General features: G+C 68.7%; 21 protein-coding genes and 4 pseudogenes. 19 read left to right on the forward strand and 6 right to left on the reverse strand.

Annotated features, from left to right (window positions below):
* The first annotated feature begins 407 nt into the window (after window positions 1-407).
* The 7 genes and pseudogenes from KIS93_RS61945 to KIS93_RS61970 all read left to right on the forward strand — a co-directional run.
* Entirely contained in the window at window positions 408-1,880 is a 1,473-nt protein-coding gene (locus KIS93_RS61945; RefSeq protein ID WP_186405180.1) for a hypothetical protein, read from the forward strand.
* 337 nt (window positions 1,881-2,217) lie between these two features.
* The gene (locus tag KIS93_RS61950) at window positions 2,218-2,460 is read left to right on the forward strand and encodes a hypothetical protein (RefSeq protein WP_186405181.1); all 243 of its coding nucleotides are present in this window, start codon (window positions 2,218-2,220) and stop codon (window positions 2,458-2,460) included.
* Window positions 2,461-2,657: 197 nt separating this feature from the next.
* The gene (locus KIS93_RS67125; protein ID WP_246005575.1) at window positions 2,658-3,332 is read left to right on the forward strand and encodes a hypothetical protein; all 675 of its coding nucleotides are present in this window, start codon (window positions 2,658-2,660) and stop codon (window positions 3,330-3,332) included.
* Complete coding sequence (locus KIS93_RS61955; RefSeq protein ID WP_246005576.1) at window positions 3,248-4,369, forward strand: type IV secretory system conjugative DNA transfer family protein; 1,122 nt, start codon at window positions 3,248-3,250, stop codon at window positions 4,367-4,369. Before KIS93_RS67125 ends, KIS93_RS61955 begins: the two co-directional genes overlap by 85 nt.
* Window positions 4,370-4,380: 11 nt before the next feature.
* Entirely contained in the window at window positions 4,381-4,905 is a 525-nt protein-coding gene (locus KIS93_RS61960; protein ID WP_080039225.1) for a hypothetical protein, read from the forward strand.
* 142 nt (window positions 4,906-5,047) lie between these two features.
* Window positions 5,048-6,577, forward strand: coding sequence for an ISL3 family transposase (locus KIS93_RS61965; protein WP_155127513.1), 1,530 nt, complete (start codon window positions 5,048-5,050; stop codon window positions 6,575-6,577).
* Between the two features lie 233 nt (window positions 6,578-6,810).
* Window positions 6,811-7,635 (forward strand): annotated as a pseudogene (locus KIS93_RS61970) (IS256 family transposase); the annotation flags it as partial.
* Between the two features lie 15 nt (window positions 7,636-7,650).
* On the opposite strand, the pseudogene KIS93_RS61975 reads toward KIS93_RS61970, so the two are convergent.
* A pseudogene (locus tag KIS93_RS61975) lies at window positions 7,651-9,755 on the reverse strand (ISAzo13 family transposase).
* 53 nt (window positions 9,756-9,808) lie between these two features.
* On the opposite strand from KIS93_RS61975, the pseudogene KIS93_RS67130 reads away from it, so the two are divergent.
* Together KIS93_RS67130 and KIS93_RS61985 are read left to right on the forward strand one after the other, a co-directional pair.
* Window positions 9,809-10,321, forward strand: a pseudogene (locus tag KIS93_RS67130) (transposase); the annotation flags it as partial.
* Between the two features lie 216 nt (window positions 10,322-10,537).
* The gene (locus tag KIS93_RS61985; RefSeq protein WP_080039222.1) at window positions 10,538-11,065 is read left to right on the forward strand and encodes a hypothetical protein; all 528 of its coding nucleotides are present in this window, start codon (window positions 10,538-10,540) and stop codon (window positions 11,063-11,065) included.
* Window positions 11,066-11,343: 278 nt separating this feature from the next.
* Here KIS93_RS61985 and KIS93_RS61990 read toward each other — a convergent pair whose 3' ends face one another.
* Entirely contained in the window at window positions 11,344-12,561 is a 1,218-nt protein-coding gene (locus KIS93_RS61990) for an MFS transporter (RefSeq protein WP_186405183.1), read from the reverse strand.
* Window positions 12,562-12,763: 202 nt separating this feature from the next.
* Here KIS93_RS61990 and KIS93_RS61995 point away from each other — a divergent pair.
* Window positions 12,764-13,776, forward strand: a pseudogene (locus tag KIS93_RS61995) (IS5 family transposase).
* Here the strand turns inward: KIS93_RS61995 and KIS93_RS62000 are convergent.
* Complete coding sequence (locus KIS93_RS62000; protein WP_080039220.1) at window positions 13,765-14,604, reverse strand: WbqC family protein; 840 nt, start codon at window positions 14,602-14,604, stop codon at window positions 13,765-13,767. The pseudogene KIS93_RS61995 and the gene KIS93_RS62000 sit on opposite strands and share 12 nt — an antisense overlap.
* Window positions 14,546-16,330 (reverse strand): ElyC/SanA/YdcF family protein, encoded by a 1,785-nt coding sequence (locus KIS93_RS68685; RefSeq protein WP_080039219.1) that lies wholly within the window; start codon window positions 16,328-16,330, stop codon window positions 14,546-14,548. Before KIS93_RS68685 ends, KIS93_RS62000 begins: the two co-directional genes overlap by 59 nt.
* Window positions 16,331-17,128: 798 nt before the next feature.
* On the opposite strand from KIS93_RS68685, the gene KIS93_RS62015 reads away from it, so the two are divergent.
* The 4 genes from KIS93_RS62015 (at window position 17,129) to KIS93_RS62030 (ending at window position 19,597) form a co-directional block, all read left to right on the forward strand.
* Window positions 17,129-17,422, forward strand: coding sequence for a hypothetical protein (locus KIS93_RS62015; protein ID WP_080039217.1), 294 nt, complete (start codon window positions 17,129-17,131; stop codon window positions 17,420-17,422).
* Between the two features lie 232 nt (window positions 17,423-17,654).
* Complete coding sequence (locus KIS93_RS62020) at window positions 17,655-17,810, forward strand: hypothetical protein (protein ID WP_155127510.1); 156 nt, start codon at window positions 17,655-17,657, stop codon at window positions 17,808-17,810.
* A 402-nt stretch (window positions 17,811-18,212) separates the two neighbouring features.
* Entirely contained in the window at window positions 18,213-18,689 is a 477-nt protein-coding gene (locus KIS93_RS62025) for a glycine-rich domain-containing protein (RefSeq protein WP_080039215.1), read from the forward strand.
* Complete coding sequence (locus KIS93_RS62030; RefSeq protein ID WP_080039214.1) at window positions 18,686-19,597, forward strand: aminoglycoside phosphotransferase family protein; 912 nt, start codon at window positions 18,686-18,688, stop codon at window positions 19,595-19,597. The genes KIS93_RS62025 and KIS93_RS62030 overlap by 4 nt, the downstream gene beginning before the upstream one ends.
* 592 nt (window positions 19,598-20,189) lie before the next feature.
* Here the strand turns inward: KIS93_RS62030 and KIS93_RS62035 are convergent.
* Both KIS93_RS62035 and KIS93_RS62040 read right to left on the reverse strand, forming a co-directional pair.
* Complete coding sequence (locus KIS93_RS62035) at window positions 20,190-20,741, reverse strand: flavoprotein (RefSeq protein WP_080039213.1); 552 nt, start codon at window positions 20,739-20,741, stop codon at window positions 20,190-20,192.
* 165 nt (window positions 20,742-20,906) lie between these two features.
* Entirely contained in the window at window positions 20,907-21,782 is an 876-nt protein-coding gene (locus KIS93_RS62040; protein WP_155127507.1) for a hypothetical protein, read from the reverse strand.
* A gap of 132 nt (window positions 21,783-21,914) precedes the next feature.
* Here KIS93_RS62040 and KIS93_RS62045 point away from each other — a divergent pair, with 132 nt between their 5' ends.
* The 5 genes from KIS93_RS62045 (at window position 21,915) to KIS93_RS62065 (ending at window position 26,098) form a co-directional block, all read left to right on the forward strand.
* Window positions 21,915-23,150 carry a helix-turn-helix domain-containing protein gene (locus KIS93_RS62045; protein ID WP_080039211.1) on the forward strand — a complete coding sequence of 412 codons (1,236 nt, stop codon included), beginning with the start codon at window positions 21,915-21,917 and terminating at the stop codon, window positions 23,148-23,150.
* Window positions 23,151-23,214: 64 nt separating this feature from the next.
* Window positions 23,215-23,508 (forward strand): hypothetical protein, encoded by a 294-nt coding sequence (locus KIS93_RS62050; RefSeq protein ID WP_080039210.1) that lies wholly within the window; start codon window positions 23,215-23,217, stop codon window positions 23,506-23,508.
* Between the two features lie 14 nt (window positions 23,509-23,522).
* Window positions 23,523-24,374 carry an SAM-dependent methyltransferase gene (locus KIS93_RS62055; RefSeq protein WP_080039209.1) on the forward strand — a complete coding sequence of 284 codons (852 nt, stop codon included), beginning with the start codon at window positions 23,523-23,525 and terminating at the stop codon, window positions 24,372-24,374.
* A 351-nt stretch (window positions 24,375-24,725) separates the two neighbouring features.
* Window positions 24,726-25,046: a hypothetical protein gene (locus KIS93_RS62060; protein ID WP_080039208.1), complete on the forward strand. Its 321-nt coding sequence runs from the start codon at window positions 24,726-24,728 to the stop codon at window positions 25,044-25,046.
* 146 nt (window positions 25,047-25,192) lie between these two features.
* The gene (locus tag KIS93_RS62065; protein WP_080039207.1) at window positions 25,193-26,098 is read left to right on the forward strand and encodes a phosphotransferase; all 906 of its coding nucleotides are present in this window, start codon (window positions 25,193-25,195) and stop codon (window positions 26,096-26,098) included.
* The last annotated feature ends 126 nt before the right edge of the window (window positions 26,099-26,224 follow it).

Genomic DNA, 26,224 nt, shown 5'->3' on the forward strand with positions numbered 1-26,224 from the left:
CCACGACCGGCGGCGGCACGCTGACGCTCACCGTCACCTGGACCGTCGAGGCCGACAAAGGCGAGTGGATCCCCACCGGATCGGTTCACGCACGGCGGCGACCGGCAGGGCTACTGGTCCCACTGCCGCACTGGCTGACCCCTCCTTGGAGAACGACGTGAAACGATTCCTCGGCAGCATCACCCGGCGAGAAAGACGCTTCGCAGCCGCCGGCGTCGTCATCACCCTGACCCTTCTCATCCCCGTTGTGGCCACCGCAGAGCCCGGCCTGATCTCCGGCACCGAGCCCGGCACAGAGCAAGCGGTGGATGCCGAACGCGGCGACTCCTGCCGCGACATGCTGCCCGCCGGCACCCCCAAGCTACGTGGTGTGCCGATGGCTCACCCCGCCCCAGGACGCAGCGCAAGTGGCCACATTCTGGACAGCCGACGACGGCGCCAACCTCGAACGCGCCCAGCCCCTGCCGGCCCAGTACGTCCGTTGCAACCGCACGACCGACCTGTCGACCTCCCGCACCTGCAAGGGCGGCGAAACCCTCTGCAAGCAGCAGCCCACCGGCTGGTACCGGTGCGCCGACCAGGCCACTGGCAAGATCACCTACGAGGGGTACGTCAACGGCAAATGGGTCGTGCGATCAACGCCGCCCTCGACCGCACCACCGTCTACCGCAGCAGCCACCGTCACAGCGACCTCGACCGCGTCGTCGAGCACCCCGGTCCGGACGATCGACGCCACCGCCGTGCTCCCCGCCCCACCCAGCCAGCCGCCCACCACACCGGCCGACAGCTCCGCCAGCGCCAGGCCGACGGGCCAGAGCGAACCCCCGCCCGACGGCAACCCCGCCACCCCGACCCTCACCGAGGCCCCCAAGCCCACCAGCCCGGTTCCGACGGTGACCAGCCAATCACCCGCCACCACTCCCACCACTACGCCCACCGTCGAGCCGACGGCCGAGCCGACCGCCACTGCAACCACTGCCGATGCCCCCGCCGTGCAGGCCATCGCGGCCACAGCCGCTGTGCGACCACGACTACGCGTCTGGGTGGAGACCGACTTGGCCGACGACTACACCGCCGGAGACGCACGCTTCACGGCCGCCCTGGACGCCGTCATCGCAGCCGCCAAAACGCCGGGCGTGATCGGCGTGAAATTCGCCGACAACCTCGGCTATACCGGCTTCACCAGCCCAGGCGACGTCACTCGCTTCCTCACCCGCGCCGGTGGCGCCCTTCGCGCTGCGCTGCCCGGTAAACGATTGAGCATCGGCGTGGTGGTGCCCGAGCTCGGCTGCGGATCGGTCAAGGCGTGCATTCAGGCCATGCGCGCCAAAGCCCCGCTGGCTACCAAGGAGAACGTCACCCGCTACCTGAAGACCCGTGCCGCCGACCGCGTCGAGATCTCCACCGGCCTGTTCGGCCGCACCTACCGCCGGCACCATGTGCCCGACCCGAAGACCGGCAAGCCCACCCCGATCACCCCCGCCCTGGCCGCCCGCGCCCAGTGGATGAGCATCAGAGCCCTGGAATGGGACACCCTGGCCCAGATCGGCGCCCGCGAATACGGCCTCGCCCACACCGGCGACACCTCGGCCTGGGACCAAGCCGCCGCCACCACGCAGATCGACGCCCGCATCGGCACCGCCATCGCCCTCGGCGTGCCCACCATCACCCTGTGGGGACACCAGGCCGTCGACGACAACCAGACCTACCGCCTGCTGGACGCGGGCCTCACCCCCAACGCCCTGTGGACCACCCTGACCCGCCAGGGTCTGCGCGGACGCCTGGCCGTCATCGTCGATGCGGCCTCCACCGAACGTGGCATCACCGCCGACCTCGCCGAACTCGCCAAGGCAGTGAGCGAAGTCTTCCTCCTTCTCTGACCACGCCCCGAACCGGCAGCCCCCTTCCGCCCGTGGAGAAGCCCCCATTCCCGATGCGACCCGACGACCGGCTCTTTCCCGGCCCGCACCGGCCACGGGCCTTCACCGACGCCACCGACGGCGGCTACCCCGTCGAAACCGACCTCGAACCCGACCCGACGCCAGGCCGGCAGGACCCTGCGGCAGACGACGACGACCCGCCTCCGCCGCCCTCGCCCGTCAGCGGCCGCGCCCTGCACAACCCCCTGCCCCGGTCCGGCAGGCCACCACCGTCGAGGACGACTGGTACGGCCCGGAACCGGCCCGCGCCCGCTGGCGTGTCATCACCCCGATCGCCGTGCTGGTCGCCAGCGCCGCCCTCGGCATCTGGCTCGCCCTCCCCGCCTCGCGCCCACCTCAAGCGAGCACGCCGGCACCGTCCCCGGCCACCTCCCCACCGATGCGGGTGAGCGATCGGCCCGCCGCGCCGCGCACTTCCACCCCTCGCGCCAGCACCACCCGCGCCCCTCACGCACCCACGACCCGCATCGACCCGCACCCCGGCACCCCGGCGGCAGAGGACAACGCCTCCCGCGACTGAACGCCCGCCACGCACCGTCACCACCACCGTGACCATCACGACCCGCCCCACCCGCACACCGCCGCCCACGGACCCGAAGAACCACCCCGCCCGCCTCGCCGGCACCTCCCACCCGCGCCTGCCTGACCTGGGACGACTGCCACGACGACCCGCCCGACGACTGACCCACCACCCGCCGCCCCTACCAGGACCATCAGATGAGCCCACTGCCCTCCACGCTCACCCTCACCTCATGGGCCGTCGCCACCGCCGCGGCCCTGCTGACCCTCGCGCTTGTCGCCCTGGCCGCCGACCGGCTTCGCAACCCGCGCCGCCGCAGCGGATTGGCCCTGTGGTGGCGACTGCGCTGGCGCCTGTATCCGGGACGCGGGTTCGCCCGCCGACTCGAGCTCCACCTCCACTACGGCCTCCCCGCCGCCCGCAAGGTCGCCCGCCGCGCCCGCCCCTGCCTGCGCGGCTGGTGGATCAGGCACGTCGTGCGGCGCAACGAGATCGCGCTGTTCCTCGGCTGGGCCCAAGGCTGGCTGATCCGCTTCCGCGCCTACGCCACCCTCGAAGACCACATCCTGTGCCTGGCCCCGCACAAGGAAGGCAAGACCGCCCACCTGGCAGGCTGGATCATCGACGCCCCCGGCGCCGCCATCGTTACCAGCATCCGCGACGACGTCGTCGACCTGACCGCCGGCCTGCGCGGCAACGTCGAACTGTTCAACCCGAACGCTTCGGCACTTGGGCCTCCACCGTCCGCTGGTCACCCGTCCACGGCTGCCACGACCCCGCCACCGCCCTGCGCCGCGCCGCCACCATGGTCGCCGCCACCGAAACCGGCGGCCTGTCCGACCAGACGTTCTGGACCAACCAGGCCGCCATGACCCTGGCCGCCCTCCTGTACGCCGCCGGCCTGGAAGACCTCAGCCTGGAACACGTGGACGCCTGGACCCTGAACGAAGACCCCACCCCGTTGAAGATCCTCACCCGGCCCCGCCCCGGCCACAACACCAGCCGCGCCGCCGCCCTGGTCCGCCGCTACCACAACCTGCACGTCCGCACCCGCGACTCCATCTACCTCACCCTGCGCCAGGTCCTGCGCTGCATGGACGACCCCGCCATCGCCCACCTGCTCTGCCCACCGGTCGGCGAAGGCCTGGACCTGGAAGCCTTCCTGCGCCAGCGCGGCACCCTCTACCTCATCTCCGGAGACAGCACCCACCCCGCCACCCCTCTCCTGTTCGCCACCCTGATCTCCGAAATCCACCACCAGGCCCGCATGCTCGCCTCTCCACGACCCAACCGGCGCATGGACCCGCCCGTCACCTTCGTCCTGGACGAAGCCCCGGAAATCTGTCCCATCCCGCAACTGCCCGGCTGGATCGCCACCGCAGCCGGCTCCGGCTTCGTCTTCATCATCGCCGGCCAATCCTGGTCGCAATTCCAGCACCGCTGGAGCGAACACGGCGCGACCACCATCTGGAACAACTGCAAAGCCAAAATGCTGTTCGGCGCCACCTCCGACCCGCACGACCTGAAAGTCATGTCCGACCTGGCCGGCGAGATCACCCTGCCGTATCGCGAGAAAACCGTCGACAGCTCCGGCAAGCCCTACTACACCCGCCGCTGGGAAACCGTCCCGGTCCTGCCACCCGACCACGCCCGCCGCCTGCCCACCTGGCGCGCCCTGGTCGTGCGCCGCAACGCCACCCCCACCATCGTCCGCACCGAACAGGTCTGGAAACGCGCCGACTACAAACGCTGGAAAACCAAAGACGGCACCATCCCCTTCCTCCCGCTCACCCCCACCCCACCAGCACCAACCCCGGCCACAACCCAACCATCAACGGACGACTCCGCCACCCCGCCACCGACCAGACAGCCACGCTCCTCCCGCCCCTGGCACATCAAACGCCCCTGACCTGATACACCATGACCGACCCCAACACCGGCCCCGCCCACGCCGACGACCCCACCGACACCATCGCCGCTCTCGCCGCCGACCTCGAGCACCTGTCCCACATCGTCACCAGCCTGACCACCACCGGGACGGCCAAAAACACCGCTCCCCAACTCCAGCCACCACCCCGCCCCTGGTGCTGGCCCAAAATGCCCCACGCCCGCAAAGCCGACCGGCTCGGCGAACTCGGCGACTGGCTGACCCAGGTGCTCTTCGGCTGGCCCACCGCCCAGCGCGCCATCCAACCCTGCTGGCCCCGCCACTGGGACGTCATCGAAGAAATCTCCATGCTGTACTGCACCTGGAAGACCGCCTACCTATGGGAGGGAGCAACCGCCGGCGACGCCGCCGAACACCTCGACCGATGGCTCCCCAACGCCCTGGAAAGAATCGAGATCAGACTGCGCCCCTGCAGCCAAAACCACCAACCCGACGGCCCCCGACGCGACGACACCGCCATCATCGCGGCCGTCCAGGACGAGCTGCGCTGGCTCTGACAACCCTCACAGCCGACCGCGCCACGACCGCGGGGGGGTATCACTCCAGGGGCTCTGCCAAGATTCCTGTGGTGACAGAAGGTGCTGTTCCATCCACACTCCGCTGCTCTGGATGAGACCGTGAACGGTGTGCAACCGTGACATGGTGACCGTGCTCTTCCCGCACCTGGCCGCGGTGGAGATCGAGCAGGTGGATCGTCAGGACGGCCAGATCCGGGTGGTGGCCCGCACGCGAGGCGATCCGGTGTGCTGCCCCTCGTGCGGGACGGCCACGGGCAAGGTGCACGGCTATCACCGGCGCCGCCTGGCCGATCGCCCGGTGGACGGGCTGCCCGTGGTGATCGAGCTGAGGTTACGACGCCTGGTGTGCATCAACCTGGACTGCGCGCGGCAGACCTTCCACGAGCAGGTGCCGGGTCTGGCCGGCCGCTACGGACGTCGCACGGCGGGCGCGACGGCGCTGGTGATCGCATGCGCGCTGGCGCTGGCTGGGCGAGCCGGCGCATCTCTCCTGGCCACGATCGGGCTCCTGCTCAGCCGCACCAGCGTGCTGAGCACCTTGATGGCACTGCCGGAGCCGCCGTCGACCGTCCCGGCGGTGATCGGCGTGGACGACTTCGCGATCAAGCGGGGTCAGCGGTATGCCACCATCATCATCGATGCCGTCACCCATCGCTGCCTGGACGTGCTGCCCGATCGGCTCGGCGTCACCTTCGCCCACTGGCTGCAAGCGCATCCCGGAGTCCAGCTCATCTGCCGGGACCGCTCGGCCGCGTACGCGGCCGGCGCCCGCGACGGCGCGCCGCAGGCGGTGCAGTGTGCCGATCGCTGGCACCTGCTCAACAACCTCAGCGAGGCCGTCGAGAAACTCGCCCTGGCCCACCGGGGCTGCTTCCGCGACATCGCCACCGGCCAGGGCCGCGACGAAGGCCCCACCGTACGGCGCACCCGCAGCCGGTATGCGGCCATCCACGCGCTGCTCGGCCAGGGCGTGACGAACAACGAGATCGCCCGCCGGCTCCACCTCGCCTTGAACACCGTCAAGAAGTACGCCCGCGCCCCACACGTCGAGCAGCTGATCGGCGGCTCGAAACGGGGTGCCACGCTGGTCGACCCGTTTCGTGACTACCTGCGCAGCCGCCGAGCCGCCGAACCCGGCGTGACCGTGTGGGCCCTGCTGCGGGAGATCAAGTCGATGGGGTACCAGGGCGGCTCCACGCTGCTGTATCGCTACCTGGGCCAAGGACGCGCCGAGGACGCTCCGGCGCCGCCCTCACCCCGCCGCGTCGCCAGCTGGATCATGACCGACCCGGCCCACCTCAGCCCCGGCCGCACGACCCGGCTGCAGGAAGTACTGGACTGCTGCCTGGAGCTGAAGCAGGCCACCGAGCATGTACGCACCTTCGCCGACCTGCTCACCCAGCGCCAGGGACACCGGCTGGACGACTGGATCGCCGACGTTCGCGCCGGCGATCTGCACCCCTTGCGCTCCTTCGCCGAAGGACTGCTCATCGACCACGACGCCGTCGTCGCCGGTCTCACCCTGCCCTACAGCAACGGCCCCACAGAAGGCGTGGTCAACAAGATTAAACTGCTGAAACGGCAGATGTACGGGCGAGCCGGTCTGGCCCTGCTCCGAAAACGGATACTTCTCACGATCGCTAGAAATTGAGCGTTACCACGGGAATCTTGGCAGAGCCACTCCAGGTGTGGAAATGATCATCAAACGTAGACGAAAGTCTGCGACGATCATTCACCATCTCGGGGGAGAACACGATCATGTCCACGACACGGGGAAGAACCGCGCTGGCCGCGGTGGGGCAAGACCAGCGCGATGATGCATCGGCGCTGCTGGGGGCGGCTGCGCATCATGGCGGGGAACAATCCCCCCAGCGTGACGGTGAGGTGCCGTTGCGGGACCTGCTCGGCGATCACGTGCTGGACCTGCTGCTGGAACGCTCACGCGACGGCGCCGGCGGGCTGCGGCTGACCGGTGAAGGCTCGATGCTCGGCGAGCTGGTCAAGGCGGTGCTGGAACGCGCGCTGGAGGCCGAGCTGTCGTCGCATCTGGGCTATGGCAAGCACGAGGTGGCCGGCCACGGCTCGGGCAACTCCCGCAACGGCAGGATCGGCAAGACCGTGCAGACCGGGGTCGGGCCGGTCCGGCTGGCCGTGCCCCGGGACCGGGCCGGTACCTTCGAGCCGGTGCTGGTGCCCAAGCGGGCCGGCCGCGTCTCCGGCGGCCTGGACGACATGATCATCAGCCTGTACGCGCACGGCATGAGTGTGCGCGATATCCAGCACCACCTGCGCCAGATCTACGAGGTCGAACTCAGTCACGAGGCCATCTCCAACATCACCGACGCCGTGCTGGAAGAGGTCCGCGCCTGGCAGGCCCGGCCGCTGGAAGCGGTCTACCCGGTGGTGTTCCTGGACGCCATCGTGGTCAAGGTCCGCGACAACCACAGCGTCCAGGCCAAGCCCGCCTACCTGGCGGTCGGCATCGACGCCGACGGCGACAAGCACGTCCTCGGGATCTGGCTGGCCAAGACCCCGCTCGATACCGCCACCGCCGGCGAATCGGCGCGGTTCTGGACCACGGTGATGACCGACCTGAAAAACCGGGGCGTGCGCGATATCCTCATCGCCTGCACCGACGGCCTGACCGGCTTCGAAGACGCCATCCACGCGGCGTTCCCGCACACCACCGTGCAGGCCTGCGTCGTTCACTGTGGCTGCCAAAAATCAACATGCTGGTTTTCCTGGGTCGGCATGCTCGTGTGGTGGGTCGGTCGAGGCGAGGAGGGCGGCGGCCGAGGCGTAGCGGTGGCCGGCGGGGGTGATCGCGGGCCGTGGGTGCAGAGGATGGGCAGGACGTCGTTGACCGCGTTCCACAGGGTGCTCCGGCTTATGCCGAACAGTTCGGCGAGGGTGTCGAGGGTGCAGACGCGGCGCTGGTAGAGGATCGTGGCGAGGATCCGGTCCCCGTCAGTGATCTTTTGTCGGAACACTCCGCCTCGGGAACCGGGGCGGCGGTTGCCTCCGCGTTGGCGGTGGCGGCGCTGTTCGATCGCGGCGGCGTAGGGCACGATCAATTTCTCGAGCATGGCATCCAGCGTCTTGCGGCTCATGCCGGTCAGGCGCGGGTCGGTCAGTGCGTGATGGGTCGGGCTTGCCGGAACGTGCGAGGCCGGGTCGGTGCCGGTGGCCCAGGCGCGTAGGTCGTCTGCTCGGGTGAAGTAGCGGACGACGGCCGGGGTGATGTTGATTTTCTGCTCGTCCAGGAGTTGCCGGGTGGCTTTGATCGCCTGGCCGATTGTGACGGGGTTGATCTCGAGCAGGTCACACAGCACTTTCTGGGGGCAGACCTGCCGCAGGTAGATGACGGTGATCAGGACCTCGTCCGAGCTGGACAGCAGTGCTCGGCTGCGGCCGGTGGTGGCCACCCGCCGGCCGCCGCGCAGCACGAACCGGCGTTGCTCGGCCCGGGCCTCCTGGGCCGGGGCGAGCCGGGCGCGCAGCGCGTCGAGTTCGTCGCTGCTCATGCCGGTCAGGCGGGGGCCGGCGAGCAGCTGCAGGGTCTGGGCTCGGGCCGTGGCTCGCTGATCGGCACGCAGCGGGACGGCTTGCCCGCCCTTCGGGGCGATGCTGTAGTTCCAGGCTCCGCGTTCAGGGTGGGCGGTGATGGGCAGGGCGTGGAGCTGGTCGCGGCTGACCGAGACTCCGGTCGGGTAGGAGTCGGGATCGAGGGCGGCCTCGACCCTCAGCCCGGCCGAGGTCGTGGTCGCCGCGATCGTGTTGAGAACGACTTGATGGCTGGTCAACGGCCGTCCGCGCCAATTCATCGTGATGTGTGAGAACAACCGGTGCTCGATCTTGTTCCACTTCGAGGTGCCCGGAGGGAAGTGGCAGACCGTGACCGTCAGTCCGGCCTCGGCGGCGAATGCGGCCAGTTCGGCTTTCCAGAGCCGGTAGCGGTAGCTGTTGGAACCGCCCGCATCCGCGGTGATCAGCAGCCGAGAGGCGCGCGGGTAGTCGGCATGGCCACGCGCCTGCCACCAGCGGCGGATCGAGGCGACCGCGAACGCCGCGGTGTCGTGGTCGACTCCGACGTTCACCCAGCCGGTGTTGGCGGTCATGTCGTAGATCCCGTAGGGCACCACCGTCTCGACGTTCGGGCCGGCCCAGAAGCTGTGGTCCTCGACCTGCACCGGCTCGCCGCGCGGCCGCCATTTCCGCCCGCCCATCGGCAGCAGCCCCAACTGCTCCTTCTTCTTCGCATCCACGCTGATCACCGGCTCGCCCGACGCCTGATGCTCCTTGACCTGCTCGTTGATGTAGCGGAACTGTGCGTCCCGATCAGGATGCTGATCGCCTTCCAACGTCTTGGCGGTGCCTTGCAGGCTGAACCCGTTCGTCTTCAACAGCCGGCCCACCGTCGGCGCGGTCACCCGATGCCCCTGCCGGGACAACTCCGCAGCCAGATGCCGCAGCGACTTCGTCGTCCACCGCAGCGGTGATTCGGGATCTCCGCGCTCGTCCGGCTCGACCAGCCCCATCAACGCTGGAAGCAGCAGTGAATCAACAGCCTCGGCCCGCCATCTGCCGCCCCCTGCGCGCCTGACCCGCCCATCAGGCAGCGGTTCAGCACCGGACTCGAGCTCGAGCACGCCCTTGCGGACCGTGGTCTCGCTGACCCCAGCCACCCGCGCGACTAATCGAACACCCCCATGACCCAGCAGTCGGGCCTCGGTCGCTAACGCCAGACGCCGTTGACGCTCGTTCAGATGCGGCAGCAACACCGCGAACCGCGCTGCAAGCTGACCGCGGACTTCGCCAGGGATGGGCATACCACGTCATCGAACCGGAAACCGAGAAGCACCGTGTTGTTTCCTTACAACCACACCTGATCCGCAACGCGCTGCGGCCGGTCGCCCGCCGCGACCGCGCCGCGCTGGCCGCCGAACTCAAGAAGATCTACACTGCGCCCACCGAGCAGGCGGCCTTCGACGCCCTGGCCGACCTCACCGCTTCCGCCTGGGGCCAGCGCTATCCGCAGGCGGCCCGGGTGTTCGAGACGGCCTGGGACCGCTTCATCCCGTTCTTCGCCTTCTCCCCGGCGGTCCGCAAGCTGCTCTACACCACCAACAGCATCGAGTCCCTGAACTACCAGCTGCGCAAGGTCACCAAGGCCCGCGGGCACTTCCCCGGCGACGACGCCGTGGTCAAGCTGCTGTGGCTGGCCATCATCAACATCGAGGACAAACGCGCCCGCGAACGCGCCGCGACCAAGGAGAAAACCGGAAAGATCAAGAACTCGCCCAGCACCGCCCGCCTGATCGAAGGACAGCGCACCATCGGCTGGCGCGAAGCACTCATCGAACTCGACATCGCCTATCCAGGCCGCATCAGGTAAAGAACCGCCATCAAGCACTCAGCAACGATCTTTACACACCTGAAGTGACAACCTCGACCGCGGCACCGCAACGGCGCGGATTACCGCAAGTACGCGCTCCGGCGGTGTGGGGTCAGGTAGGGCAGTCCCGCCCGAACTTGTCCAGGTGGCCGAGATCGGGCGGGTGCAGGGGGATGATCTGCTGCGATTGATCCTGGTGTCGGGCAAGATCGCCCTATGGGTCTGATTCGCAACTGCCGCGCTCTGCTCTTCACCGGGGCGATCGGACTCGCATCGCTCCTGACGCTTTTTGAGGCGAGCACTCCCGGCCTGTCCGGCTGGGCATTGGCATTGGTGCCGTACTGGCTGGCGCTCGCCATTGCCTGGTCGTGGATGTTGGGTCGAGCGCCGGGCCGGCGGGGGTGGGCGCTCTGGATGTTCGTCCCGCTCGTGCTGGTGCTGGGCACCGTGCTGCTCGTCAAGATCGACGCGCCCCTTCACGCGCGCTTCGCCTTGTCAGGGCCGAGCCTGGAGCGCTACGCCCGGTCGGTGCGCAGCGACTATGCCGCCGATCGATGGTGGGGCCTGTATTGGGTGGACGAGGTGGAGAAGATCCCCGGGGGAGCGAGGTTCATGGTCACCTCGCTCACGATGGATTGGAAGAGCTACGGCTTCGCCTACATCCCGGATCGGGCACCAGATCCAGAAGAGGGAAGGTATGAGCACTTCAAGGGCCCCTGGTACATCTGGTCTGACGGCCCCTGAACCTCACGTGATGCATGACCTCCCAATCCACGCCGATGTGTGCCGCACGCAGAGCGCTGTCAGTATCTGAAGGCACCGAACAGCTGGGGAAACGATCAGTTACGTTGCAGGAAGCGACCACCACCGTGACCGACTCGGTGCAGGCCACGCCCATTCGTGAACACCCCTTGGTCACCGACTTCGAGAACAAGCATGTACGCCGAACGGCCGCCGTTGCGGGGGGAGGGGCCCGAAACCACCGTCAGAGTGGCTCCCCACAGTGGCCGGTACAGCGGCATTCATGAGGTCGCCTTGATCAGTTGCCGAACGTCGCGTGAGCAGGCGGCGATCACGGCACCGCCGAGCACGATCACGGCGCATCCCCCGAGGACGGCCCGCACGCCGACCAGTTCGGCGGCCGGGCCGGCGACCGCGTACGCGACGGGCACCAGCAGGGTGGCGATCAGGGCGTTCGTGGCCACGATGCGGCTGAGCTGCTCGGTGGGGATGGCTTCCTGGAGGTAGGAGGTCCAGGCGATCAACTGGAGTGTTCCGCCCGCTCCGGTCAGGGCGCCTGCGCTGGCGAGCGCGAGCAGGGGAGCGCCGGTGGCCATGCCGATCAGGAGCAGCGCCACGGGGATCGGGGTGAGGCACATCAGCCGGCCGACGTGGGTGGGCGGGAAGAGCAGCGAGGTGATCGAGCCGCAGGCCAGGCCGATCCCGATGGCGGAGGTGACCAGGCCCCAGCTCACGGCGCCGTCGAGGTAGCGGGTGGCGTAGACGGGGCCGAGCACGCTCACGCCGGCCGCCCAGCACGCCGACGTCAACGCGCTCACCACGGTCAGCACCCACAGCCAGCGGCGGCTGCGGAAGGCCGACCAGCCCTCGGCCAGGTCGGCCAGGAAGCGCCGCCGTTCCCGTCGCGGGGAGGACGGCAGGCGCAGGGTGAGGAACAGGGCGGCGGAGGCGAGGAAGGTGGCGCCGTCCCAGGCGAGGATGATGCCGGGGCTGCTGAGGGCGATCACCAGCCCGGCCAGGCCCGGTCCCAGGATGGCGACGGCGTTGTTGGCGATCTGGAGCAGGGCGTTGGCGTGGCTCAGCATCGGCCCCGGTGGGACGAGCTGCGGGACGAGCCCTTTGACCGCCGGCTGGAAGAACGCTCCGGCGGCGCCGGCGACCATTTGCAGTGCGACCAGCGACCAGACCGCCGCCGCGCCCCTCAGCACCAACACGCCGGCGACGAGCTGGCACACCCCGCAGATGATCTGGCAGGCCACGATGATGGACAGGCGCGGCAGCCGATCGGCCAGCACCCCCGCGGCCGGGGTGACCGCGATGAACACCAGCAGGCCACCCATCAGGACCAGCCCGAGCGCGGCGGCACCACCCCCGGCCTCGATCATGGCGAACGCCAGGCCGAGCGGCGCGACGGTGGTGCCGATCGTGGAGGACAGCCGCGCCAGCGCGTACCGGCGATAGTCGCGGTTGGTCCGGAGGAGCTCGACGGCGGCTCGCATGCGTTCACGCATCATGACTTAGGGGTTCCCCTCGTTCGCGCTCACTCCTGCCTTGTCGTCGGCTGAGGGCTGAGGTCCCTTCGAATTGCCGGTGTCGGCCTTCTGGGTCCAGGTCAGGACGTGTCTGGTCCGCTAGGAGTTGTTTGGGTTCGGATCTTGGCTAGGTCGGCGCTGGGCTGGCTGTGGCTGGTAGAACTCCGATGTGGCGCGCTTCGATATGACCGATGCCGAGTGGGCGTTGATCGAGCCGCATCTGCCGGTGGCGGCTACCGGGCCGCTGCCGCGGCGGGTGCGTGATCAGTTCAATGGGATCTTGTGGCGGTTCCGGACGGGGTCGGGCTGGCGTGACGTGCCGGAACGCTATGGGCCTTGGTCCACTGTCTACTCCCGGTTCAACGGCTGGGCCAAGGCCGGGGTGTTCCAGGGGTTGATGGAGGCGTTGATTGCCGAGGCCGCATCGCGGGGGCAGGTGGGGCTGGAGTTGGTCAGTGTGGACTCCACGATCGTGCGGGCGCATCAGGAGTCGGCCGGGCTGGCGGTGGCCGGGGAGACTTTGGATGCGCTGGAGCAGGCGCTGACTGAGGAAAAGGGGGCTCCGTTGGCGGAGCAGCCGCCGGTGCTGCGGGTGATGCGCCCCAGGCCGCACCCGAGGCCGGCGCGTCACCGTCGCGCGAGCGCGCCGCTGTCCGGCGACGCCGTAAGGCGCGGGCGGAGGCGGCCGCGCTCGGCCGATCCCGGGGCGGGCTGAGCAGCAAGATTCATGCCGCGGTCGATGCCGCCGGGTTGCCGCTGGTGTTCGTGCTCACGCCCGGCCAAGCTGCCGACTGCCCGCGGTTCACCGCCGTGCTGGACAAGATCCGGGTGGCCGGGCCGGTGGGCCGGCCACGGACCCGCCCGGCTGCGGTGGCCGCGGACAAGGCCTATTCCTCCAAGGCCAACCGCGCCTATCTGCGTCGCCGCCGGATCGGCGCGGTCATTCCGGAGAAGAGTGACCAGCAGGCCAACCGGAAGAAGAAGGGCTCGGCCGGTGGGCGGCCCATCACCTTCGATCCGCAGCGTTACCGGCAGCGCAACACCGTCGAACGTTGCTTCCAGAAGATCAAGGCCTGGCGTGGCCTGGCCACCCGCTACGACAAAGCCCCGGAAAGCTACGAGGCCGGGCTCTACCTCCGGGGCTCGACCTTGTGGTTAAGACTCCTCACCTCAACCACATGATCCGAACTCCAAACAGCTCCTAGCGGCTCCGCTAGACCTCGCAGGGTCACCCGCTAGAACATGCGCCTTCAGTGTCTCCAGCTCCAGCCGCACTGCAGTCGGTCCGGCGAGCATCAGGGCGCGTACGGCGCTCACCTCACGAGCCGATCCCCAGATACCCGAAGCGGGCGTACGGAACGGCAGAACCTTGATCGAGTGGGCCTGGAAGGCTGCCGGCTCTAGGTATCGCATGCCGCCGGTGCCACACAGGTAGGTCGTAGCGCCGGTCAGCCAGGCGAGGTCGGCAAGCCGCTGCGACCGTCCGCCCCGTGCGAAAAGATCGCTGCTGTGCAGGACGCGGCCCGGCCATCCGACCTCCTCCAGCAGCAAGTGGGTCGACAACTCGGTGATGTCCGCCAGCCGGTCGGTGCTCTGGAAGCGGGCGAGCAGGGGTTCGAGCCGCCGTTTGAAGGGCGGCCAGTAGACACTGCGCCGGTAGTGGTCGGCGAGGAGTTGCCCGACGCGACGTCGGCAACGGCAGGGTTCAGCCAGGCGGGCTCCACGGATCGAGGTCGATCGTCCGTGCGGCAGATGAGTCGCGACGGACAACCATTGCGTCTGGCGGGAGTCGTCGAGCGAGGCCAGGCGGGTGCGGTGTTGGTAGTCGCGCCGGGCGAACTGGACGTCATCCAGCACTATCCAGTAGTCGGCGGCGTACAGCTTGGCCAAGGTCGACAGGCGCGGGAAGAGGTTGGGCTGGTGGATTGCGCACACCTCTCCGTACGGCAGCTCAGGACGAAAGGAGCCTGCTGTCGAATCCGGCGTGGAGAAGAGCCTGGTAGGCGTCATGGACCTCTCCTGGTACGGACTGCTCGATGGCGTAGCCGAGCTTGGGGTACTCGATCACGCGCTGGAGGTCTCCGACGAGCATGTCGACGACCAGCTTCGGATCACCGATCGAGCTGACGTAGTCGTCCAGCTCCAGCGGCTCGGAGGCGCACACCACCTCGACCTCCGGCCACACCTTGCGGGCGGTGGCGTAGGCCCGGCGCTCCATGTACGGCTTGGAGATCAGCAGCACGGAAGCGGGCTGAACTCCGGAGTCCGCCAGGACTTGCCGCGACAGGCCGATGTTCTGCCCGGTGTTGGTCGCGTTCGGCTCCAGCAGGATCGCCTCGGCCGGGACGCCGAGTTCCACGGCGTGCTCGCGGTAGTGGACGGCCTCGCCGCGGGGGAAGCGTGCTGCGGTGGTGGGGCTGGTGGCGCCGGAGAAGACGAGCAGCGGGAACCAGCCGGCGCGGTACAGCTCGACGGCCGCACGCGCGACGCCCAGATCGTGGCTGCCCAGGCCGATGGCCACATCGCAGTGGCGAAGGTCGTGGTGCATCTGGTGGTAGTCCCAGATCGTACGGGCGTGCCGCCACTGCTCGTCGGTGATGACCTGTTGCTTGACGCTCACTCGGCTGCTCCCTGATCGCCGTGGAAGGGGAAGACGGACGTTCCCCTGATGGGTCCGCTGGATGCCCTCGATGCTGCGCAGTTGGTGCGCGAGCCCGTGCTGCGCAGCTTCTCGCGCGGCACGGTCGAGGATCACCAGCCCATCATCCACGGTGGCCCGGTCGGAAAGCAGGATGTGCCCGTAAGCCGTCTCCAGCCGGACCCGCTGCATGGGCGCATCGGTGACGGCAGTGGAGCGAGCGAGATCGATGAGGCGCAGGGCCTCCGGAAGGTTGCCCGCGCCCCGGTGGGCGAGGGCAAGTTTCTGGTGCGCGACGGACCAGTCCTCAGGTTCGCCGATGCCCTCGAACTCTCGGATGGCGGTCGTCATCAGGCGGGCCGCGTAGTCGTTCTTGCCGTTCTTGCTCAGGGCGGTCCCGACCCACAACCGGGCGCGTGCCCGGTCGCGCGCTGAGAGCCGGTCGTCGACGGCCAGCGCCTCGTACTCCTGCGCGGCTTCGTCCAACTGTCCCGCCATCTCGGAGACGACAGCTAGGGAGAGGTCGAGCTGAGCGACGCGGCGTGGGATGTCGAGCTGGGTGTAGATGGAGCGGGCGTTGAGGTAGGAGCGGCGGGCGGATAGCGGGCCGGCCACCGCGCCCTGATCGCGCTGGAGGTCGCCGAGCAACGTCGTGGACCGTGCGAACAGGTACAAGCCCTTGTCGTCCAGGGCGTGCGGGTCGTAGAGGGTGAGCCATCGGTTCAGCAGGTCAGCGGCGTAGCTGAAGCTCTGACGGCTGAGAGCGACCAGGGCCCGGTCGAGATCATCCGTCCACGTCTCGTAGTCCCAAGCCCGTGGCCCTACTCGGGTGACCCGTAGCCCCTGCTCTGTGTCCTGGCCGAGTTCCAGGAGCAGGGTCTCGAACCGCAGGTGGCTCGCCGAGTCCGCACGAGCGAGCGCAGTATCCAGGATCGCCTGGGTATCCGGCCGCGGCCTGGTGGAGGCGCCGTAGTGGTCCCACTTCGCCACGGTGCGAGGAGCCACGCCGAGGTGCTGGGCGAACACGCGCACGCTCATCCGCAGCGCGAGCCGTAGCGCATGGGCTTCAAGGCCGGTCCACTCGTGCACGGTCGTCACGACGCTGCTCCCTTCCACGGCCATGGAAGCACGGAGAGGCACCGAGGGCCTACGGAAGTGCAACGGAAGTGCGACAGCGGTTCGTATCCAGCCAGGTCAGCGCTGGTCATGCTCGAAGAGCAGGCCATCAGCCCCGGTCAGGGTAAGGACGGCTACCTTGTGGACACTCACCGAACAACACGATGTGGACGGTCCGATCGTCTACGGCTACCTGCGGCTGCACCGCTCGACACCGGAACGGCAAGCCGCCCTCATGGTGACGCTCACCCAATACTGCGATCAGCACGAGTTGCAGCTCTGCGGCGTCTTTACCGATCGCGGGATCAGGCCGACGACGGAACCGGCATTCGCTGGTCTGCTGGACGTGCTTCTTCTGTCCAGCGCGTACGGGGTGGTCCTGCCGACCGTATCCCACCTGGGCGGCAGGCAGGTGGCTGCCCGGCGCCGAGAACAGATAGCTGCCATCGGTGCCCGTCTGCTGCTTGTTCGTCGCGCTGCACGTGCAGCGTCTCCTTCGCCAGCCGCTACGGGTACAGCGCGAGCCCCGAGCGCCCCCCGTGGAAGCCCCAACCCGCACACGGTGCCTCGTTGACCACGCGCATCCAGCCGAATCTCTGAACGTGGCGTGGCAACCGTCATCACGGAGCAGCACGTCAACCCGCGCTGCGAATGCCCACGTCATGTGCGGACGGCCCGGTGTCGATTTCCCCGCCGTACCGCACATCTGGCGCAGGCCGGGCACCCCGCTGCCCAGCCCGGCCTGCGCCCCTGAACCGCTGTGCTCTTGTGGAGACACCAATGGTCTTGATCAATGAGAAAGACACCGCCGCCGACGCGATGGGAAAGAACTACGCCGAGCGCCTCCAACGGCGTTTGCCCGACTGGTGGGTGATGTACTCCCTCCGCGATCGTGCCCTCGTCGCGTTCTACGCGGGCCACTGTGCCCCTGGCGGCATCTGGGTCGCGGCGGAGCATCCGGACGAACTGCTGCGCCGCATGTCCGATGCCGTCCAGGCGCAATGGCGGTCGCAGGCCGCCTACGACTTGCGCAACCGCCCGCTCGCTCACCAGGAGGTCGGGCGGTTCTGCTGATCAGACCGTTACACGTCGAGGCGGCGCAACAAACCACAGGTTGAGACACCCAGGGCAGCGACGTAACCCACGTCCACGCCCCGGCCCCTAGCAGGCGCGGCGGCCCTTCCCGGCCCAGACCCCCAGGTCCGGCCGTCGCGCCACTGGAAGTGATCACGTGTACATCTGGGAACCGCACCAGCCACGCCGTCGCCGATGCGTCGCCGAGGCGGGCTGTTGCGAGGCATACCTCTTGTGCTTTGAAGGCGCGGAGTTCTACGTGCTGCGCTACACCAAGGGCGGGAAGGCAGAGGAGACAGCGAGAGGCACCTACGAGCACGCCTATTGGGGGGCGTGGCTGGACCTCACTCTCCAGCACGAGCGCGAGAAGCACCGGGTGGCCTCGTGACCGCGCTCCAGTGGATCGGCCTCGTCTGGGGGCCGCTCACCCTGTGGGGCATCGCCCCCGCCCTGCGAACGAGAGCACGCATCGCCGAGATCGGCTACCTGCGGGCGTGCCACGGGTGCCAAGCGCGCCGTGATGCCTACTGGCAAACGGAACGAGCGTGGCGTTACTGGTACGGCCCGGCAGGGCTGCCCCTGATGATCTTCGCTGCGGCGACCGTTTGGTGGACCGCGCCGTTCCTGCCTGCCCTGCGCCGCCTCGCAGGCTTACCCGACCTTCCACAGTGCGCGGGCCCATCCTGCGCCGCGCACAAGCTTCATGTCCCCGCCCAAGCGAGACGGAGGTGAGGCCGGACCCACACCGCACCGCAGGTCAGAACCACATCCCGATGGGAGAACCAAGCACATGAACATCACGGCGACGGAACAGCCGCCCCCCGCCGACATCATCGCCAGCGACCTGATCGACGACGGCCTGTTCGACCAGCTCGCCGCACGCGTCGCCCAGGAGCACAACCAGCCCACCGAGTACGCCGGCCGCATCATCGAACAGACGCTCCTGTTCCTGTACGCGTGCGCCCGCAACCCGGGCGCCGGCCTCACCCCGTCGCCCGAGGTGGATCTCGGGTGGCACGCCTTCATCCTCGACACGCACACCTACGCCGAGTGGTGCCAGCGCGTCGCGGGCCGGTTCCTCCACCACAACCCCGAGGAGCCCGGCGGTGACAAGGCCGCGTTCGTGGCGCGGCTGGGAGACAGCATCAAGGCCATGCGCGACCTTGGTTTGAACGTGGACCCGGCGCTGTGGCTGACCGAAGGAGAATGCAGCCAGTGCTACGCCGGCTGCGCCGACGACCCGAGCCCGGAAGGGATCACCACATGAGCGCCCGCACAACCCGCCCCGCGTGGGAGGACCTGCCCGACGCCGTCATCAACGCCGTCGAGGCAAAGTTCGGCACGGTCCTCAAGGCCGAGACGATGACCGGCGGCATCATGCCGGGCGTCGTCGCACGCCTCGACCTCGAAGGCGGCGAGCACGAGCACGTGTTCCTCAAGGCCATCGATCGGACCCACGAGGCCGCGCGGCTCCACCTCCGCGAGCGGTGGGCGGGCGAGAACTTGCCCGAGGACACCCCCGCTCCGCGCATGCTGTGGAGCGACACCCTCGGCGGATGGCACGCCATGGCGTTCGAGTACGTCAACGACAACGCCCACCACGCCGACCTGTCGCCCGGCTCGAACGACCTGCCGGCGGTGCTCGACACGATGGCGCTGCTCGCCGCCATGCTGACGCCATGCCCGAACGGGGCGATGCCCGTCTCGGACAACGTCAAGGCACTGGTCGCCAAGGGCCGGGCCATGCTCGACAAGCCGGACCTGCCCGACAGGAAGCTGTACGAGGCGGCGTTCGAGTGCCTCGACCCGGCGCACCTGCGCGGCAACACGCTCTTGCACTACGACCTCAGCTCGTCCAACCTGCTCGTCTCCGGCCAGCACGTCAGGGTCGTGGACTGGTCGTTCGCGGCGCGCGGCGCGGCCTGGCTGGACGCCGCTCTGTTCGCGCCCCGCCTCGTCGAGGCCGGGCACAACCCGGTCGAGGTGGACAGGCTGCTGTCCACGCTCCCACCATGGCGCGACGCGCCCCGTCCGGCGGTGGCGGGGATCGCGGCGGCATGGACGCTGTTCCGCGAGTACAAGGCGACATACGGCCCGGAAGGAGTGCGAGAGGCCCGTGCCCGCGCCGCCGAGGCTGGCCGTAGCTGGCTGGCCTATCAGCGGGCGAAGGACTGACTGGGCGCCCGGCGGCCCTTCTCCCCGTGACGGCCGCCGGGCTCGGCCCCTCTCTCGCCAGCCAGGACGGGGCCGGACATACACGGACTCCCGTCGCCTCCTGCTGGAGGGCGACGGGGTTCCGTTGTGTTGACTGTCTGTCCGAGGACGAGTGCTTATCACCTGCCAGCGCACGTAAGGGCGGGCCGTGGTCCGGTAGAAACTGCACCCAACCTGCTCACAACACCAAACAGTCAGGCCGCAACGAACTGCTCGTCGTCTTGCCGGAGAAGGTCGCGGTGCGGGCCGGGCTGACGCTGCCGGTGACGCTGGTGCAGCGCGGCGCGCGGGGACGGCCGCGGTGAGTGGCGGCTGGCGTTTGATCGCGTGATCGAGGTGCCGTCCGTCGTGGCGGAGACGGGACTGGATGGCGAGCTCACCGGGCTCTACACGATCACCTACCGGACCGGCCTGAACCCGCAGGAGAAGCCGGTGTAGGGCAAGGCGGTCACGCGCTACGTGCCATGAACTGCATGGTGCCCGAAGCCTTGCGCTTCTGTCCGTCTTCTCTCCCTGCTCTAACACTGGCGGGTTGGCAGTGCGCGCTGCCGAGCTACAGGAGCTTGCTGGGGACAGAGACTTCGCTCAGTGCGAGTTGCCAGGGGTAGGTGTCGAACCGGGCACTGCCAGTATGTGGCGGGTGCGGCTCGAACTCGCCGGGGCCGAAAAGAACGCGCACACCCTCTGCGCGGAGAGTCTCTACGCTGCGACGGAACGGCGCGCGAGAGGCGAGGACGCTGTTGACGAAGGGCAGAACGACGACCGGGATTCCCATTCCCGGAGCCTCAGAGAGAACTCCTAGCGCGTAGGTGTCAGCGATGCCGAGGGCGAACTTGTTGATGGTGTTGTAGGTGGCGGGCGCGACGATGATGGCGTCGGCTGGTGAGGATCTCGGCTCGCCCGGGTTGCGGTACTGGCTGCGGACAGGACGGCCGGTCTGCTGCTCCAACTGCGCGACGTCGATGAAATTCAACGCCGTCGGAGTAGAGATGAGCTGGACCGTCCATCCTTCGGACTGGGCCAGCTCGACCAGGCGGCCAACGTCGCCGGCCGGTCCCGCAGCGCACACGACGATGTAGAGCATTTTGCCGGACTGGGTTGTCATGCGGTGACTCCCACCGACGCGGCGTACTCGCGGGCCTCTCGACGCAGGCTGGGAGGGGTGGTGGCCGCGATGTCACGGATCAAGCGCAACGGTGCGGCTCGGCCCACGATCTCCTCCGGCGCCAGATCGCCGGCGGGCGGCGAAACGTGGAGGGCCTTGTCATGCCTACCCCACAGGAGAAACGTGCGAGCGGTGTCGAACAGTAGGGTCCTTGCGCTCGTTGATCGGTAGCAAGTCGAGATCGACCTGGCGGGCGTAGTCGATGGCCGTGCCGGCGTCGCCGAGACGAAGCGCTATGTGCACGCGGTGGCACAGCACGTTGTTCGGGCCGAACGCGGTCCACATGTGATTGCCGTCGTGTCCAAGTCGGGTGCTGGCCTCTGCGGCTTCGTCGAGTAGCTCTGCGGCGTTGTGCCGTACGCCGCCCTGTGACGCGGCAATGGCTCCGCGCAGCAGCAGGGCCCCGTAGATGGACAGCTCGTCGGGCGACGGGTTGGCGAATGCAGCATTGAGGCGGAGGGCCGCGGCACGCGCGGTGTCGGTTGCGGTCCGGTGATGTCCACCGATCATGAGGGCGTGCGTGACGATGCGGGCGCTGGAAGCGATCATGAGGGGGCGTTGGCTGGCCTGCGCGGCTTGAGCGCTTCCATCCGCCGCGAACCATGCCAACCCATTCTCCTCCTGCTTCAGCTGATGGATGGGCAGAGACGGGTCACGAGGCCGGTCAGCCAGGTCCATGGAGACGAGCGTCACCCACTTACCTGCACCCATGGATCGGTGCCCGTCGTTGTCGCCCTTGCGGAGGTATTCCATCTTGGGGAGCTGGTACGGGATGGTCGCGGGGAGCGTCTGCCCGTCAGCGTGTCTATGGGAAGGATGAGCATCGGCACCGTTGGTGGCCTGCCACCGCTTCGCGTCCGGCGTGCGGTCCTTCGCCTCCTCTGCGACCGCTTCAGTGATCCGCCCGACCTTGTCCCGGATGACGCCGGCTGCGAGCCGCTTCGCCAGGCTTAGGTTGATGCGGGCTCTCGTCCGTGCCATGAACGGCATGGTGCCCAGAGGCTTGAGCTTCTGTCCACCTTCTGCGATGAGAGTCGGCCGCTACAAAGCCTCGCAAAGCAAAAACCCCGCACCGTAGCCTGAAGTTGCGAAGCTACAGGGAGGTGCAGGGCTGTGTACGACGAGACTACCATCGGAGCTCGGCTGCGGATCCTGAGAAAGTGGCGCGGCATGACGCTTGAGCAGCTCGGGGGCCAAGCTGATCTGAGCGTCAGCTTCCTGTCCATGGCAGAGCGCGGCCTACGTGCCTTGGACCGCCGCTCCCACATCGCCGCCCTCGCCGCCGCTCTCCGCGTCTCTGAGACTGACCTTGTTGGTGGCCCGCACTTGACTGCGGATACGGAACAGTCGGATCCGCACAGCGTGATCCCAGGGCTCAGAATCGCCGTCCTCACTCCGATCACCCGACCGAACATCGAGCAGGCACGCCCCGTCTCGGTGCTGGCCAGCGAGATGACCAACACCATTGAGCCCCTCCACAAGGCGTGCAAATACAGCGCGGAAGGCCGGATTCTTCCTGACCTGATTGAGGAGCTCACAGTTCATGCAGCAGCGCCGGCTGACGAGGCAACGCATCGCCTGGCTCTCAGCACCCTCGTCGAGGCGTACCACCGGACTGCGGCCATCGCCCGCGCGCTGAACTATCACGACCTCGCCCTTCTTGCGGCGAGCAAGGCCGAGCAAGCGGCCGAGATCCTCGATGACCCAGTCGCACGCGGCAAGGCCGCCTTCACCGCGGTACAGAACGGTCCGAAGACCGGCACGGTGAGCGGCCTTTCGGCGTGGGATCGGGCCTACACGTCGGTGAGACGAGCCATTGATGAGATGTCTCCGTACATCAGCCGGCCTGACGGGATCGAGGTGCTGGGGATGCTGGCGTTGAACGCTGCCCTCTGCGCGGCCGCCCTGAACGACGGCCAGGGCGCCCAGGAGTGGTTGGGGCACGCGGCCGAGTTGGCCACGCAAGCGCCGGACGATCCGGTCGGGAACTGGGGAGCTTTCTCTGCTACTAACGTCGCCATCTGGCGTGTCGGCGTCAACGTAGAGCTGGGGGAGGGCGGCAACCGGGTGCTGGAACTCGGCAGAACGGTTCAGGTAGCCAAGCTGGACACGTACCGGGCGCGCAAGTCAGCCTTCTTCGCCGAAATGGGCCGAGGTCTCGCCAGAGAATCCAAAACCCGACAAAGTGCGCTAACGTGGCTTCGTCAAGCCGAAGCTCTCGCTCCCCAGCGCGTGCGTAACGACATGAAGGTCCGAGAGTCGGTGGCCGTAATGCTGGAGCAGGTCAAGACCGCTGCAGTCGGGCGCGAACTCCGCGGCATGGCGGCGCGGCTCGGGATTCCACACTAGGAGTTCGACAACTTTTCACACCTGTGAAATTGACACGGTGTAGTCGGCGTACCGTCCCCTGGCTATGGAGACCGACACAGCCGTGGACGCGCAGCAGCTCGAAAGCTTGCGGTCCGCCCTGGTAGCCGAAGGGCTGAGGGCCGACATCCGGAGCACGGCACGCGGGACGTCGCTCAAGGTGGCCAACCCCGAGCCTCCCGGTTTGGACGTCACGGTGATGGTGCGTGACGGCAACTACGTGTGGGAATGGGGGGCGATCCTCTCACCCGTCTCGGAACTGTCCAAGGCGGTTGAGGGGGTTATGTTCGTGCTCCGCGGCCCCAGCGGGTCTCCTGCCGACTTGCTGCCCCCCGAGTAAGCACGAGGCCCACGATGCCGACAAACACCCCCGATCCCGCAGCCGCTGGCCTCTCCAGTGGCCCGGGAAGTGTCTTCAACCCGGCCCAGGCCGTCCCATGGCGCACCTATGGCGCGCTCCTCGGTGCCAAGGACACATTCGCCGCGGATCGTGAGGCGGCCGCGGAAATGTGCCGCACGCTGCATGGGGTACCCGTGAAGGAGGTGACGCGCGAGAACGCGGCCGCGCTCATCCGCGCCGTGCACCTGCTCGCCGGGCAGGGGCACACGCAGTTCGCCGATCTCGGCGGTGGCCGGCCGATGAACAGACTGAACGACGACAACCTGCCGGACCTGGCCACGGTCGCCGAAGCCGAGCAGCCAGCTCGCCAGTGGCTACTGCTGGACTCCGACGTCAGCGCGGTCACCGCCGGCCGGGCCCTGCTCGGCGGGGAGGGCGTGGCGGTGGTTCAGCAGGACCTGCGCCACCTGCCCGGCGTGATGGCCGCCTTGCACGGCCACCTCGACATGAGCAGACCGGTCGTGGTCATCCTTGGCGCCGTGCTGCACTTCCTGACCATGCCCGAGGCGCAACTCCTGCTGGACGCCCTGTGGGCGGAGCTCGCGTCCGGCAGCGTCGTGGTCGTCACGCACCTGACCGGTGAGGGCGCGGACCCGGACACGGTGCAGGCCGGTGCGAAGGCGTACCGGACTCTGCACGGCATCGACATCTACCCGCGTACCCGCCAGGAGATCACCGGCTTAGCCGCCCGGTTCGATCTCCGGCCGCCCGGTGTCGTGCAGACGATCGAGTACGAACCGCCCGATGCCGGTCCTGCGCCGGTGCCCGGCCCGCACTTCCTCATGTGGGTGGCCGAGCGGTCATGACGTGGGCACGGCCACCCGCCATCGGGCGCGTCCGCGTACGCGCCCCGGCCCTGCCCACCGGTGCGAGGCGGCTCGCTCGAACTATCGCCGCCGCCGCGCACCCTGCGGTGCCTGGGCCACAGACCGCGACCAGGAAGCGCGGGCCTCGCCCAGGCACCGCCCCGTACACCGCGCAGCCCGGTGTCCTTTCCCGGCTCCCGGGGCGGGGGCTGCGCGGCTCATCAGGGGCGCAGAAGATCCCTTCAGCACGGTCCCTTCTGCGCCTCGGCTCAACGCCCGCGCCCTGGCCCCGGACCGAGCAGGTCCAGGGCGCGGGTTCCACCACCGCCAGGAAGAACTGACGTACCGCTCATGGACACCCATCCGCAGAGCATCACCACCGGCCTGGACGTGCTGATCAGCACCTATCCGGGCTGGGACATCACCTCGACCGGCCAGGGCCTCACAGCCGCCCTGATCAAGGAACGGACGCCGCAGATGATCGCGGCCGGCGTCCAGGACGTCGTCTGCCGGGCGGATGTGCCCGCCATTGCCGCCGCGCTGGCCGATCAGGCGCGCCGCATCCGCAACAGCCGGAGCCGTCCGGCTCCGGCCGTCGAGGCTCCCGGCGCCCGCGGCAACCCCGCGCCGCCGAGCCATCCCCAGGAAGGACCGCACGGTTGGAGTCCATAGATGGCTGGCCCTGGACCACCTCGGTATCGCGCAACCGCACGCTGAGGCCGTGCTGGGCGTCCACCGCCCGTTTCATTCGCCGCCTGCTCAAACCTTCGAAGGAGGGACCCGGACATGACACGCAGCAACGGATTCGGAGGCTTCACATGACAGCCTGGCAGCAACGCACCTGGGAGCAGCTGCCCGGCCCCGTCCAGGAAGCCGTGCAGCGATACACCGGGCCGCTCACCTCGCGCGACCCCGTCCCGGCCACCGGTACCCGCTCCGTCGTCGTGCTGCACCTGGACGGCGCGGCAAGCGGGCCCGTGATCCTCAAGGCCGCCCCGTGCGAGGAGGACGGCGGGGCAGCGATCGCCCGCGAGCAGACCATCCACGTGGCGCACGAGCACGCTCTGCCCGCCCCAGCGCTGCGCTGGCGCAGCCAGGTCGCGAACTGGAGGGTCTCGCTGTTCACCCACGTCCCGGGCCGCCTCGCCATGCTGGCGCCCGGGGGCGAGGACGTGATGCGAGTCCTCAACTCGCAGATCTTCGACCTGCGCGTGGCCGTATGCCGGGAAGCGGTCCGGCGGGCCGAGGTGGCGCTGTCCCCGGTCCGGGACGACTGCCTGACCCTCGTGGACGCCGCAGGTGATCTCGACGCCGGCGAGCGGGACCTGCTGCGCCGTGCTCTGCTGGACTTCGACGTGAACACCGTCGAGGGCGAGGTGATCGTGCACGGCGACCTCACCTCCCGCCACATCCTCATCGCGCAAGACGCCGAAGCCGGCAACCCGGTGACGCTCGTGGACTGGTCAGGCGGCATGTACGGGGACCCGTGCGTGGACATCACCGGATTCGGCCTGCACCTCGGCGAGAGGGGGCACGCGCCGGACTATGTGGAGATGCTCCTGCTCGACCGGCTGCCGGCCTGGAAGGCGGCACCCCTAGCCACCGTTGACGGGCTGATCGCGATGCGGGCCCTGACCGTCACCGCGCCGGCCAGCCCGGGATGCCTGTTCACGCCGCTGGAGGCCGGACTGGCGTGGCTGCGGTACCGGCACCGCCTGGACTGACCCTCCCGGCCCGCTCCATCTGCCGGCCGACGCCCGCCCCCTCCGCCCCACGCTGCGGGCCCCTGGCGCCCCTGCCCACGGGCCCGCAGTCTCCACCGCCTGCCAGCCAGAAGCGTTCTTAAACGC

Source organism: [Actinomadura] parvosata subsp. kistnae (genome assembly GCF_900323885.1).
GTDB lineage: Bacteria > Actinomycetota > Actinomycetes > Streptosporangiales > Streptosporangiaceae > Nonomuraea > Nonomuraea composti.